Origin of the sequence: Vibrio porteresiae DSM 19223, assembly GCF_024347055.1 — a bacterium.
GTDB classification, from domain to species: Bacteria; Pseudomonadota; Gammaproteobacteria; order Enterobacterales; family Vibrionaceae; genus Vibrio; species Vibrio porteresiae.
Map to the genome: position 1 here is coordinate 2,373,376 of NZ_AP024895.1, position 12,953 is coordinate 2,386,328.

Annotated in this window: 12 protein-coding genes; 9 read left to right on the plus strand and 3 right to left on the minus strand. The window is 45.0% G+C overall.

Translation table 11 applies throughout. The features are described 5' to 3' along the window. Window positions 1-40: 40 nt before the first annotated feature. The 5 genes from OCV11_RS10885 to OCV11_RS10905 all read left to right on the plus strand — a co-directional run bounded on the left by OCV11_RS10885 (window position 41) and on the right by OCV11_RS10905 (window position 3,456). Window positions 41-1,351, plus strand: a complete 1,311-nt coding sequence (locus OCV11_RS10885; RefSeq protein ID WP_261892875.1) for a dicarboxylate/amino acid:cation symporter — start codon at window positions 41-43, stop codon at window positions 1,349-1,351. 176 nt (window positions 1,352-1,527) lie between these two features. Further along, entirely contained in the window at window positions 1,528-2,073 is a 546-nt protein-coding gene (locus OCV11_RS10890) for a septation protein A (protein ID WP_261892876.1), read from the plus strand. A gap of 110 nt (window positions 2,074-2,183) precedes the next feature. Then, complete coding sequence (yciA, locus tag OCV11_RS10895; protein WP_261892877.1) at window positions 2,184-2,585, plus strand: acyl-CoA thioester hydrolase YciA; 402 nt, start codon at window positions 2,184-2,186, stop codon at window positions 2,583-2,585. A 165-nt stretch (window positions 2,586-2,750) separates the two neighbouring features. After that, window positions 2,751-3,047, plus strand: coding sequence for a YciI family protein (locus OCV11_RS10900; protein ID WP_261892878.1), 297 nt, complete (start codon window positions 2,751-2,753; stop codon window positions 3,045-3,047). A 1-nt stretch (window position 3,048) separates the two neighbouring features. Further along, window positions 3,049-3,456: a GspS/AspS pilotin family protein gene (locus OCV11_RS10905; RefSeq protein ID WP_261892879.1), complete on the plus strand. Its 408-nt coding sequence runs from the start codon at window positions 3,049-3,051 to the stop codon at window positions 3,454-3,456. A gap of 85 nt (window positions 3,457-3,541) precedes the next feature. On the opposite strand, the gene metE is transcribed toward OCV11_RS10905, so the two are convergent. Next, a complete protein-coding gene (metE, locus tag OCV11_RS10910; RefSeq protein ID WP_261896284.1) occupies window positions 3,542-5,851 on the minus strand; it encodes a 5-methyltetrahydropteroyltriglutamate--homocysteine S-methyltransferase in 2,310 nt (769 codons plus the stop codon). 293 nt (window positions 5,852-6,144) lie between these two features. Here metE and metR point away from each other — a divergent pair, with 293 nt between their 5' ends. After that, complete coding sequence (gene metR, locus OCV11_RS10915; protein ID WP_261892880.1) at window positions 6,145-7,056, plus strand: HTH-type transcriptional regulator MetR; 912 nt, start codon at window positions 6,145-6,147, stop codon at window positions 7,054-7,056. A 2-nt stretch (window positions 7,057-7,058) separates the two neighbouring features. Here the strand turns inward: metR and OCV11_RS10920 are convergent, their stop codons facing one another. Both OCV11_RS10920 and OCV11_RS10925 read right to left on the minus strand, forming a co-directional pair. Then, entirely contained in the window at window positions 7,059-7,247 is a 189-nt protein-coding gene (locus OCV11_RS10920) for a DUF4250 domain-containing protein (protein ID WP_261892881.1), read from the minus strand. Window positions 7,248-7,379: 132 nt separating this feature from the next. Beyond that, a complete protein-coding gene (locus tag OCV11_RS10925) occupies window positions 7,380-8,060 on the minus strand; it encodes a hypothetical protein (RefSeq protein ID WP_261892882.1) in 681 nt (226 codons plus the stop codon). A 90-nt stretch (window positions 8,061-8,150) separates the two neighbouring features. On the opposite strand from OCV11_RS10925, the gene OCV11_RS10930 reads away from it, so the two are divergent. From OCV11_RS10930 to OCV11_RS10940, 3 genes are all read left to right on the plus strand, one after another. Continuing rightward, window positions 8,151-8,381, plus strand: a complete 231-nt coding sequence (locus OCV11_RS10930; RefSeq protein WP_261892883.1) for a hypothetical protein — start codon at window positions 8,151-8,153, stop codon at window positions 8,379-8,381. A gap of 920 nt (window positions 8,382-9,301) precedes the next feature. Next, on the plus strand, window positions 9,302-11,203 hold the full coding sequence (locus tag OCV11_RS10935; protein ID WP_261892884.1) for a methyl-accepting chemotaxis protein: 1,902 nt from the start codon (window positions 9,302-9,304) through the stop codon (window positions 11,201-11,203). 31 nt (window positions 11,204-11,234) lie between these two features. Next, window positions 11,235-12,914: a pyridoxal phosphate-dependent decarboxylase family protein gene (locus OCV11_RS10940; RefSeq protein WP_261892885.1), complete on the plus strand. Its 1,680-nt coding sequence runs from the start codon at window positions 11,235-11,237 to the stop codon at window positions 12,912-12,914. Window positions 12,915-12,953: the final 39 nt, after the last annotated feature.

A 12,953-nucleotide genomic window follows, 5' to 3' on the forward strand; every position in this document is an offset into this window, starting at 1 on the left:
GCAAATGCAAAACAAATCCCCACAAATGGACTGACAATTAGTGGGGAACACTAGGAAATTAACAATTATTAGCACAGAGGTTACGGAAGTGTTAAAGGAAAAGAGTTTGCTAAGCAACATTGGCGTGCAAGTTGTTATCGCCATGATCATCGGTACCGTTGTCGGTGGTGTCATGGGGCATGATGCTTCTATGTTCGCTCCTCTAGGTAGCATCTTTATTAACTTAATTAAGATGTTGGTTATTCCACTAGTCGCTGTCGCTTTAATTTCAGGTGCAGCTGGCCTAGGTGATAGCCAGTCAGCAGGTAAAGTAGGTTTCGTTACACTATTTTATTTCGCTGTCACTTCTGCACTTGCAGTTGTTCTTGCCCTTGTTATGGGTCATATCTTCCAACCTGGTATTGGCGTAGATGTGTCTGGCGTAGAAGGAATGTTCTCTTCTGAATACGCTTCTAAAGGTGAATTGCCAACTTTCTGGGCAACCGTTATCGGTATGATCCCAACCAACGTTTTCCAATCACTGAACGACGCTAACATTCTACAAATCTTGGTATTCTGCCTATTCTTCGGTATTGCGGTTTCTAAACAATCAAAAGAAAAACGTGCACCGATCATTAACGGCGTAAATACTATTGTTGATTCAATGGTTTGGATGATCAACAAAGTGATGATCATTGCACCACTTGGCGTATTTGGTCTGATGGCTGAAGCCGTTGGTACCTTTGGCTTTGGTGCGTTGATGGTGGTGTTTAAACTGTTCATCGTTTACGTAGCGGCGATTGCGATTTTCGGCTTCATCGTTTACCCACTGATGATTCAATTCTTCACCAAAACTTCTGCTCGTACTTTCATTAAAGCAATGAAAAAACCACAAGCTGTGGCACTGTCGACTGCCTCTTCTATGGCAACACTACCAGTGAACATGGACACTTGTGAAAATGAGCTAGGTGTGCGCAACTCAACTGCATCATTCGTGCTGCCATTGGGAGCAACCATCAACATGTCAGGTAACGCGATTTACTACGGTTTAGTCGCTATCTTCTTTGCTCAGCTATTCCATATTGACCTAGGTATTGGTGCATACGCAGCGATCGTTGTGACAGCAACACTAGGCGCAGTAGGTCAAGCGGGTGTACCTGGACCATCATTCCTTGTTGTAGCGGTATTACTTGCAGCTGGTATTCCAATTGAAGGTCTACCACTACTGTTCGCTCTTGACCGTATCTTCGACATGATTCGTACCGCACTAAACATCACTGGTGATGCGGCTTGTGCGTTGATCGTTGATGCAATGATCAAAGAGGAAGATGCAGTAAAGTCAGAAGAAGCGCTAAATAGCCAAGAAGCGTAATCTGGACGACACTCAATCTTGATGAAAAGCCACTCTTCGGAGTGGCTTTTTTATTCCAAATTGCACCATTAATGCGACGTTAGTGAACTATTTTGTTTCCAAATGTCTATAAGAGTTTTGCAACTGGCCGTATTTGGTTAGACTGTCACTAGTGTTTAGACTGGATGTATACCTAAATGAAACAATTGCTCGACTTTATTCCTCTGATTATCTTCTTTGCTCTGTTCAAGTTTTACGATATTTACGTCGCGACAGGCGCATTGATTGTGGCAACCGCAGCTCAAATCGGCATTACGTACCTAGTCTACAAAAAACTTGAAAAAATACAGCTCATTACCTTTGCTTTGGTCGCGGTATTTGGTGGCATGACTATCGTGTTACACGATGCTGACTTCATCAAATGGAAAGTGACTATCCTTTACGTTGTGTTTGCTTTAGGTCTAACGATTAGCCATCTCATGGGGCGCTCAGCCATCAAAAGCATGCTAGGGAAAGAGTTAGTCTTACCTGAAGCTGTATGGGCAAAAATCAACTGGGCGTGGGTATTCTTCTTTGTCGCCTGTGCCATCATCAACATCTATGTGGCGTATCGTCTCCCGTTGGATGTTTGGGTGAACTTTAAAGTGTTCGGCCTGTTAGTTGCGACCTTTGTTTACACCCTGCTAACGGGTATTTACATTTATAAACATATGCCTAAAGAACAGAAAGATTCTCAACAATAAGCGTCATTTACACCGCATTTAACGGATGATTCACGACATTTATTTTTGTTATAATCCAAGCTCTTGTCAGCGACCGGCGGGTCGCTGTTTTCTTTTTTGCGGATGATAAAATGACTCAAGAAGTGAATTCACCTAAAGGCCAATTACTACTTCGCACTCTGGCTATGCCGGCTGACACCAACGCAAATGGTGATATTTTTGGCGGATGGATTATGTCTCAGCTCGATTTGGCTGGGGGTATTCTAGCGAAAGAAATTTCAGCAGGCCGTATCGTTACCGTTTCGGTTTCTAGTATTACGTTTCAAAAGCCAGTGAAAGTCGGTGATGTAGTGTGTTGTTACGGTGAATGTGTGAAGATTGGACGCACGTCAATGACCATCAACCTTGAACTATGGGTGAAACCGGTAAAAGAAGATGGCGTACATGACCGTTTCCAAGTCTGTGGGGCGACTTTCCACTACGTGGCAATTGACGCCAATGGACGACCTCGTGCAATAAACGTCGGCAGCTGATCACACTTATTGGCATTAGATGGTTGGAATACGGTTAACTTTCAGTACATTAACCATTGTAATGGAACCGAACTCTCTGACATGACTCTTAAACAAGCGTAAAGTAGAGTAAAGTTCCATCGACGATGTGACTTAGCCTATGGACTTAGCTATAAGGAAAGCGATATGTGGTATGTAATCTTCTCACAAGATGTAGACAACTCTTTGGAAAAACGCATGAGCGTTCGACCACAGCACTTAGCCAGACTACAAGACCTACAAGATGAAGGTCGTCTGCTAACTGCAGGACCAATGCCTGCCATTGATTCTGATAACCCAGGCGAAGCCGGTTTCACAGGGTCAACCGTCATTGCCGAGTTCTCTTCTCTCGAAGCAGCAAAAACTTGGGCAGATGCGGATCCATACGTCGCAGCAGGCGTCTATGCTAACGTTATTGTAAAACCATTTAAAAAAGTATTTTAGTATGAAAATAAGCACTTGGGGTGTGATTGCACTCAGTGGCGTGCTGTTGGCGGGTTGTAGCTCCAACAGTGAACGAGAAAAAACACTTGAAATGATTGCAACGAACCGTGCCGCTTTACTCGCCTCGGAATTGCCGTTGGAATACGGTCCTTTACATATCATGCGTGCGAATGCCAAAGGCTCCACCATTGAAATGATGATGGTCTACAACAACTCGGCGCCCAATGCCAAGTCCACTCAAGAAGTGCTCACTAACAGTGAAAAAGCGTTTTGCAACAACACCACGATCATGGAAAACCTCACTACAGGGATAAGCTATCGTATTAAGATGCGCGACAGTCGTGGCACTTTGTTAGTCGATCAGCTGATCACTCAAGAGACCTGTGACAAACAGAAAAAGTCAAAATAGCGTCTCGTTTTTCATGCTAAAGGCCATCCAACGGATGGCCTTTTTGTTGTCACTTAACTCAGTCGTCGCTAAGTCATCATGCCTGTTACTGCGCAAATTCCTGACGTAGCGCTTTGGCTGCTAACACCATGTTAGTCAGCGACGCTTCAACTTCCGCCCAGTTGCGCGTTTTTAGGCCACAATCGGGGTTAACCCATAAGCGCTCTACCGGAATTTTTGTTGCTGCAGTACGAATTAACTCTTCAATCCAACCCTGTGCAGGAATGTTTGGCGAGTGAATATCGTAAACGCCAGGACCAATTTCATTGGGGTAGTGAAACTCTTCAAACGCTTTAAGTAACTCCATATTTGAACGTGACGTCTCGATAGTAATCACGTCGGCATCCATCGCCGCCACCGATTCAATGATCTCATTAAATTCGCTGTAACACATATGGGTATGAATCTGTGTTTCTGATTTTGCACTGCTCGCTGCAATACGAAATGCTTCAACTGCCCAATCAAGATACGCTTGGTGATCACGCCGCTTAAGCGGTAAGCCTTCACGAATCGCAGGTTCATCAATTTGGATAATGTGAATTCCAGCCGCCTGCAAATCATGTACTTCATCACGTAGTGCCAATGCTAATTGCTGTGTGATCGCCTTACGGCTGATGTCTTCACGCGGGAATGTCCAACATAAAATGGTCACCGGGCCGGTTAACATCCCTTTCATCTGCTTTTGCGTCAAAGATTGCGCGTAAGTCGACCATTCCACTGTGATTGGCTGTTCTCGTTCAATATCAGCCACCACTATCGCAGGTTTGACACAACGCGATCCGTAACTCTGCACCCAACCAAACTCTGTGGTTTGAAAACCTGACAGATGTTCAGCAAAGTACTCTACCATGTCATTACGCTCTGGCTCCCCGTGCACCAAAACATCCAAACCTAACGCTTCCTGTCGCTGAACTGCATCGGCAATCTGCTCTTTAATTGCTGCCACATAATCCGCTTTGGCTAATCTTCCCTGACGAAATGCACTACGTAAGGCGCGAATTTCCGCCGTTTGCGGGAACGAACCAATGGTCGTTGTAGGCAGTAATGGCAGATTCAACACTTCATGTTGATGATGGGCACGCGCTTGATAAGGTTCAGAGCGCTGACTCAATGCTGGCGTTATTTGTTCAACGCGATCTTGAACGTGAGGTTTATTGACATGCAGTGCCGACTGGCGAGCAATGATCGGTTGGCTATATGTGTCACAGGCAAGAATGGCCGCAGGATCGTTATCCAGAGCTTTACCTAACAGCACCACTTCCGCTACTTTCTGTTTGGCAAAGGCAAACCAACTCTGTACTTCAGGCGTTAACTTTGTCTCAGCATCAAGGTTAACGGGACTATGCAACAACGAGCAAGAACTGGCTATCCAGAGACGCTCTCCCAATTGCTGTTTTACTGGTTCTAACCGTTCAATCCATTCACTGAGGTTGGCTCGCCATACGTTACGACCATTAATCACCCCAACCGACAGCACCCAATCTTCTGGTAATAGATTGACCACCTCATTCAATTGCTCTGGCGCTGAAGCAAGGTCAACATGCAAACCATCAACAGGCAGCGTAACTATCTTGCTCAGTACGTGTGACACAGAATCAAAATAGGTAGTCAGTAACAGTTTCACTTCGCTTTGGAGCGTCTGATACGCCAGTGCAAATGACTCAAGCCACGGACTCTCAAGTTCAAGAGCCAAAATAGGTTCATCGATTTGCACCCAAGTGACACCTTGCGCAGCAAGCTTTGCGAGAATGTCTTGATAAGCGGCCAGCACACGCGGCAACAATGAGAGACGGTCAAATCCTTCTTCAATTTCTTTCCCAAGATAGAGATAACTCACCGGCCCAAGTAAGACAGGTTTGACTTGATGGCCCTGCTGTAGCGCTTGATTGATTTCCTCAAATAGCTGCGGCCAACTGACTTGAAACTGATCGTTTGCGCCAAACTCTGGAACGATGTAATGATAGTTAGTGTTAAACCATTTAGTCATATCTGACGCTGCATGTCCTTGGCAACCACACTGCTGTTGCGATTGACCTCGTGCAACGTTAAATAGCGTGTCCAATTCCAGAGCACTTTGTTCCTGCACACTGTGGCCCGAATGACGATGGCGCGCTGGTACATGCCCTAACAGCAATGACGTGGTAAGAACATGGTCATACCAAGCAAAGTCGCCTGCTGTAACAAACTCAAGACCAGCCTCCTTTTGCAACGCCCAGTTTTGCGTGCGAAGGTCACTTCCCAATGCCTGCAACTGAACTTGATCGATTTCGCCTCGCCAATATTTCTCTAATCCAAATTTCAGTTCACGTTGTTCGCCAATGCGTGGGTAACCCAAAATGTGTGTTGTTGTCGCCATCATCTCTTCCTTCTAAATTATGTGGAGCCGACATTGAATGAATGCAAATTCAGATGTCTAGATGGCTAAACTATCTAACTGGCACGTTATTTTCGCAAGCGTCGAATATTCAACTTGTTTATTAAAAATTTTCATGTAGTTTAAGTTGATATTGATAAACTTACACATCCACTAACCATTTGGACATCTAGACGTTTACAAGTCCAAAGATAAAGTGATAAGTTACGCGCACTCCGTAACGGAACAAAAAGCACATGCAACGCTCAGGGCACACAGTTAAGTAAGGATTTTTAATGATTGAGCTCAAACACTTACGAACATTGATTTCACTTCGCGATACGGGTTCGTTGACCTCGACTGCCACAGCGCAGCATCTTACTCAGTCAGCCCTTTCTCATCAGATCAAAGACTTGGAGTCACGTATTGGTGGCCAACTCTTTCTGCGTAAAACTCGCCCAGTAAAATTCACCTCTGAGGGTGAGATTCTGTTGGCTTTAGCTGATGAAATTTTGCCACGTCTTGCTCGAGCAGAAAATGAATTGGCCAGCCTCAAAGAGGATGTGAATGGTCGCTTACACATGGCGATTGAGTGTCACTCCTGCTTCCAATGGCTCATGCCAGCGCTGCGTGAATATCAGGTGGCGTGGCCAACGGTCACACTCGATTTTTCTTCAGGCTTTGGTTTTGAACCGCTGCCAGCTCTACTCGCTGGCGAGCTGGATCTTGTGATCACGTCAGATATTTTGCCGCGTTCAGAAGTGCATTACGAGCCGCTGTTTGACTTTGAGATGCGCCTGATTACTGCGACAAATCACCCGCTTGCCAATAAAGAGCGTATTGAGCCACAAGATCTCGCCGATCAAACCATGTTGAGCTACCCAGTACAAAAGCAGCGTTTGGATGTGGTAAAACATTTCCTCAATCCAGCAGGAGTTGAACCGGCACGCTGGAAACAGGCCGATAACACTCTGATGTTAGTGCAAATGGTTTCTGCTGGACTTGGGGTTGCAGCATTGCCTAACTGGGCAATCAGTGAATTTTCTCGCCAAGGATTGATCACCAGTAAGCCACTGGGTAACGGCTTGTGGCGACGTCTGTTTGCCGCCACTCGCCATAGTGAAAAGGATAAACGCTATCTCCAAGCCTTCTTTGCTACGGCTCGTTCACAATGTAAAAGCCATCTTGAAGGCATAAAAATAGCTTAAGTCTAACGGAATTGGTTAGTAAGCGGGTCATATTCAAAGCCCGCAGCTTCAAGCTTTTGTTCCAAGTGACTTTGATCGATTTCATAGGTCATCACTAAATCATCCAAACTGTGGCACTCTAGCCGCAGTTTTTCATTAATGATGCCAAGTAAGATATGGGTGTCAAAACGCTGCACATTACTGAGATCCATTGTCAGTCTCCTTATAGCGATCTTATCCATCGTCGAAAGTAAGAGATCACTTAAAGCGTAGTCAGCAATAGAGAGAAGCGCAGTATCACACGTGAAAAATGTGATACTGCGAAAAATGAAGTGTCGTTGTGGTTAAAGTAAGTAGAGACCTTCAAATCCGGTCATAGCGATCAAGATCAGAATTTGAGTTACCGCTAACTGGATTTTTGCCACGCTCTTATTGGTAAAGATGTGCCAACACCAAGTGATGATCGCCAGCACCAGCAGTGCCAAATAGGTTAATACGCCTTGAGTCAACGCGCCTAATGCACTCTCGCTCAACTGGTATCCATACGGAACTAAACAGAGCACCATCAGCATGGTGCCAACAATGCCTACCACTGGCAGAATCCGGTTAAACGCTTGCAGACGTGATCGCGCCAGCGTCATCAAGAGATGCGCCAAGACACTACCCGAGACAGCTAGACTGATAAAATGCGCTACGCCAGCCCAAAGATGGGGATATAAGAAAGATTGCCACAGCAGCGCAAGCACCGCGAGCACGTTCGTCACATGCATTGCCCACAACGGGCCTTCATCGCGGGTTTTCTTGGTTTGCACCTGCGAACAGAAAAACAGAATCCCTGCGCCAAGTACAATAAAAATAAGATGGTTGAAAGCGGTCGCTAACCACAAAATACCAACCACTGGCAGCACTTTATGTACACGGCCACGCTGTCCAGGGCAGATTTCACCTTTAACCATGATGAGCGTTAGAACGAGCTGCGCACCCAATAGCATAGGCGGCAACATTGCAAGTAATGAATGAAGCATAATCATCGAGACAAGAAGAGTAACAGGGCGCAGATAATAGCAAACTATTCATTTATCCCCAAATCACTTCACCATTGGGTATATAGTTTAATGCAAACAGAATGGGACTTACTGACTGCCTATCGTCACGTCCTTGAGTCAATGAAAACCATCTCCAATGACGAACTGACTGTGGCTAGAAAGCAGTTTTGGAACTCGCTAAACCACGACTTGGATTTTGATGATGCATGGAGTGAAGTGCTACTTGTCGCCTTAGAGAACCACTATTCGTTAAAAGAGTTGCCTCTCTATGAGCAGATAATTAACCCCGATTTCAGATAATAATTGCTGCACTCATGATTTAGAGCAGCGAGCAAAGCAATTGTTTGGTAACCATAGTCAGCATTTTTACTCCTATTTGTTTCCGGAATCAGATCATTAGAACCGTTTCTTAGTAATTAAATATATCCCAGTAGCAAGCTAACTTTTGGTACTGGGATATTATTTTAGCTGTTACTTAATTTGATCAAATAATCCGTCATAAAAATAGCACTCGTTATTATTTTGACTTATCGCCAATTATTAGACGAATTTTTCTCTTACCAGCAATCCCCAAATAGTTATTTGAAGCTCTGTCGTTTCACTCTATTTCACATGCTACGAATGGCGAATACTCCCTGCTAAGACCTCTATGTTCAGTGGTTGAACATGACCACTACCGCAGAGACCTCTTCTCTATTTTCATTTGTGATGACGACCAATGTCATGCGTTTTAACGCAGATACCTGCAAATCATGTCATTCGCAACAATCTCACCTTATCTTGCCCTCTCAGACAAACCGATCAAAAGGCCATCACATGTTTCTTGATTGTGACGCAGGGATAAATTTTTCATTACGAATTGAATGCAAAACAATCAGCCATTGATGATCATTTTATTTTTATAAAGTGTTGTATTCGCCACACATATTAGATTATATTCACTGCGCACAACATCAATCAGTTGCATTGAATTTATATTCATTGCCATCTGTATGATTAAAACCAGTAGCAATGCCTATCATCCACTATCCTTCCATGTTCGAATCGACGGCACACACTCGGCAAGCCATCCCAATTCGACATGTATTAGGAAATTGTAGCCTGCTTGCATCTCTGTTTATGAAGCGCTGCAAAGTTAGGGAGGGTAAATAAAGTAGGCATGCATCGTTGTTTCAACAATATATTTTAGGGATAACAAGGAATACTTGTTAGCGGAGCGCATGACTTTAGGTTTTAAATCTCGCATCTATCTCAGTGTGTCATTATTAGTCGCACTTTCATTGATCATTCTTGGTTCGATTAATATCTATAATCTGCAAGACAAAATGGTGTCTTCTCTGGTGAAAGAAACAGAGATAAAACTCAAATCGCAAGTTTCCAATATGGAAACTTGGTATCAAGGTAAGCAACAAGCCATTGATAACGGAGCCGCTTCATTTTCTCTCAACCTTTCGGACGCGGAAAACCTCAAATTAGTTGACCTACTCGAAAAAAGCGGCAATTTCAGCACCGTTGCCATCGCTTACAGTAACGGCACTAGCTTCATCTCTCGCGATCACCAAATTCTTGGTAACAACATTCTACAAAATCGACCTTGGTATAAAACAGCAATTCAGTCTAACGATCTGATCGTGACCGACATTTATCAAGATTTGCAGACCGGTGAGAAAACCATCAGCCTGACCAAAGCAGTGACCGAAAATGGTCGCAAAGTGGGTGTTTTGATTGGTGATATCGTGATCGATAACGTTGCCAGTAGCATCAACCAAATGCGTTTTGCAGGTGGCGCAGCCACGTTGGTTGACCGCAACTCTGTCTTCTTTGCAAGTGATGACCCATCTGACATTGGCAAAACACCAACCCAAGTCAACCCAGTGTTTGCTGATATGGAACGTGGTTTCGAAACCAAAGAGCAAGGACATCTGACTTTCCCTTACCTTGGCAAAGACTTTACTGGTTACTTCCAACGTATTCATCTTACCGGCGATAACCACTGGACGTTGATGGTTTTCATTGACAAATCGACCGCTCAAGCGGGTGTGGAAAGTGCGAAATGGAATGCCATTTGGACCGGTCTAGTGCTGCTTTTGGTGAGCTGTGCTTGCATGGTGCTCTCCATCGAAAGTGCCTATAAACCTCTACTACGCTTGAAAGCAGCGGTATTAGCGCTTTCACAAGGCAGTGGCGACCTGACGTCACGTCTACAAGTGGATGGCAATGACGATCTTGCGCAAATCAGCCAAGGTTTCAACAGCTTCACTGAGCAATTGCAACAAATGATGCTGCACATTGCTCAAGCAAGCCAAAACATCTCCAGCAGTATCACGCAACTGGGTCAAAGCGCTCGTGATAACGAAACCCAGTTAATTTCTCACTCTGCTGAGACAGAACAAGTAGTCACCGCGATTACTGAGATGAGTGAAAGCGCCCATAGCGTGGCGGTTAACGTCACTGAATCGAACAAACTTACCGCTTCTGCTAACACTGGCGCACGTGAATCACTGGCCATCGTTAATAACGCAGTGAGTAACGTCGAGTCATTAGTGGGTGAAGTGGAAACCATGTCTGGCCGTATTGCGGCAATGAACAACGATACGATGAAAATCTACGACGTGGTAAATGTGATTGAAGAGATCTCAGCGCAAACCAATCTGTTAGCACTAAACGCTGCAATTGAAGCCGCTCGCGCCGGCGAACAAGGTCGTGGCTTTGCGGTGGTTGCCGATGAAGTGCGCGCACTGGCTGTTCGCACCCAAAACAGTACCTCGGAAATTTCTTCCATGCTGCAGCAACTACTGGACGTCACCTCCAGTGTGGTCAACTCGATGAAACAGACCCAGCAACAGTGTCAATCCACTGCCGACAGCACTGCCCAAGTCTCCACCAGCCTGACCGAGATGAGCCAATCGGTAAACGAAATCGATGATGTCAGCACCCAAATTGCTACCGCGACAGAAGAACAAAGCCGTGTAACGGAAGAACTATCGCGCAATATGTTGACCATCCGCGATATCGTTGAATCCCTTGTGGTCAGCGGTCGTCAAACGGTGTCAGCAACTGAACTCTTGGCGCAAGCCAATAGTGAACTAGACCAACTAGTTCGCAAATTTAAATTGTATTAACTTCGTTTATACCATTAAGTAAGAGGTCCGTATGACAACGGAAATAATTGAGCACGTTTGGTCTGATCTTTCTGCCAATACTGTAAGCGATACGTTCAACAGTAAGTATTCTCAGGTGGTAAAACGCTTTTTCGGTCGCGATAAAGCGTTATGGCCAACCTATCAGATCGCCGGCTTGGACAGTTTAATTGAGAACCGTCGCCACAGTGCTGAATTAAACGACGAGCACATGATGGAAACCCTGCTGAACTATTCAGAGATTCCAGCGCATTGCTCAGACAGTAACGAACCATTCGATCCTATCGCGATGTTCGCAGCGCAAAAAACCAAAAACTGGGAAGATCCTAAAGCGGTAGAAAACGTGATTTCTACGCCGAGCGATCCTGCGATTCACGGTGCCATTTTGGCCACGATCGCTAACCCAAACTTGGTGTACAGCGAATACTCAGGTAAAGCGACTGAACTTGAACGTTTAGTGGTTCGTCAAATTGCAAATCTTGCTGGTTACGACGTTGAAAATGCTTCTGGTATTTTCACTCAAGGCGGCACGTTCTGTAACCTATATGGTTACCTGCTGGGTCTGCGTAAAGCCCTGCCAGGCTCTTGCGTGCAAGGTTTTGCCAATCAATCGATGATGATGATGAACTCTCAAGCGGGTCACTATTCCAACATGACCAACTTGTCGTTACTGGGCATCAATATCAACGATCAAGTATTGCGCATTCATATCGATGAAAATAACCAAATGGATATCGACCATGCTGAGCAACAAATGGAAACCTGCTTTAAACAAGGCATTGTGATTCCGACCATTTTGTTGACCTTTGGCACGACAGATACCTTTGCAATCGATGATGTGAAAGCGGTTTATGATATCCGTGAACGCTTATGCGCACAGTACAAAACCTCTTACAAGCCACACATCCATGTGGATGCGGCTATCGGTTGGGCGCTAATTTTCTTCAATAACTATGACTTTACCACTAACCCTCTAGGCATTAATGCGGCAACGCTTGATGGCCTAATGGCACTGAATGGCAAAGTGAAAGCGCTAAAATACGCAGATTCGTTCACTGTCGATTTCCAAAAATGGGGTTATGTTCCTTATACCTCTAGTTTGATCATGGTGAAAAACGGTAAAGATTTTGAGAGCTTAAAACACGATCCAAGTTACTTCTCATACTTTGAACCAGCGATGCAAGATGATACTCACCTGCAATCCACTATTGAGTGTTCTCGTAGCGGTGTGGGTGTCTTTTCTGCATTTTCTGCTCTGCAATACATGGGCTTAGAAGGTTACCAAGCCGTGATTGCTAATGGCCTGCAAAACGCGAACTACCTGCGCGCGCTATTAGAACAAAAGCCAAACTGTGTTGTGGTTTCACCAGAAAACCACGGCCCTTCAGTGACCTTCCGTCTTTACGATGCAAAATGCAAAGCAGAAGCAACGGAAATGTTCCGTCGTGAACGCGATGCGTTTACGTCAGAAAAAGACATGGAAAATGTGGTACACGCTGCGGCGTTCCACCGTCAAAATTTCCAAGCGCGTAAAGGCCAAGTACTGAACACCAACTGGATCGATTCCATTGCTCGCACTGCTTACAACGCAAACGGTCAATGCCTCTATCTGCCAGGTGAAAAAGCGGTATTTTTGAACCCATTTACTTCACGTCAACGCATTGAAGAGTTTGTGGCCAACATCGATCAATAGTACCGATTTGACCAAACAACCGTGTTGATAAAAAGCCTG

Bases quoted from the DNA above. Each gene is read 5' to 3' on its own strand.
- OCV11_RS10935 (WP_261892884.1), top strand. From the start codon at position 9,302: ATGACTTTAGGTTTTAAATCTCGCATCTATCTCAGTGTGTCATTATTA.
- yciA (WP_261892877.1), top strand. From the start codon at position 2,184: ATGACTCAAGAAGTGAATTCACCTAAAGGCCAATTACTACTTCGCACT.
- OCV11_RS10900 (WP_261892878.1), top strand. From the start codon at position 2,751: ATGTGGTATGTAATCTTCTCACAAGATGTAGACAACTCTTTGGAAAAA.
- OCV11_RS10940 (WP_261892885.1), top strand. From the start codon at position 11,235: ATGACAACGGAAATAATTGAGCACGTTTGGTCTGATCTTTCTGCCAAT.
- metR (WP_261892880.1), top strand. From the start codon at position 6,145: ATGATTGAGCTCAAACACTTACGAACATTGATTTCACTTCGCGATACG.
- OCV11_RS10925 (WP_261892882.1), bottom strand. From the start codon at position 8,060: ATGCTTCATTCATTACTTGCAATGTTGCCGCCTATGCTATTGGGTGCG.
- metE (WP_261896284.1), bottom strand. From the start codon at position 5,851: ATGGCGACAACAACACACATTTTGGGTTACCCACGCATTGGCGAACAA.
- OCV11_RS10920 (WP_261892881.1), bottom strand. From the start codon at position 7,247: ATGGATCTCAGTAATGTGCAGCGTTTTGACACCCATATCTTACTTGGC.
- OCV11_RS10905 (WP_261892879.1), top strand. From the start codon at position 3,049: ATGAAAATAAGCACTTGGGGTGTGATTGCACTCAGTGGCGTGCTGTTG.
- OCV11_RS10890 (WP_261892876.1), top strand. From the start codon at position 1,528: ATGAAACAATTGCTCGACTTTATTCCTCTGATTATCTTCTTTGCTCTG.
- OCV11_RS10930 (WP_261892883.1), top strand. From the start codon at position 8,151: ATGCAAACAGAATGGGACTTACTGACTGCCTATCGTCACGTCCTTGAG.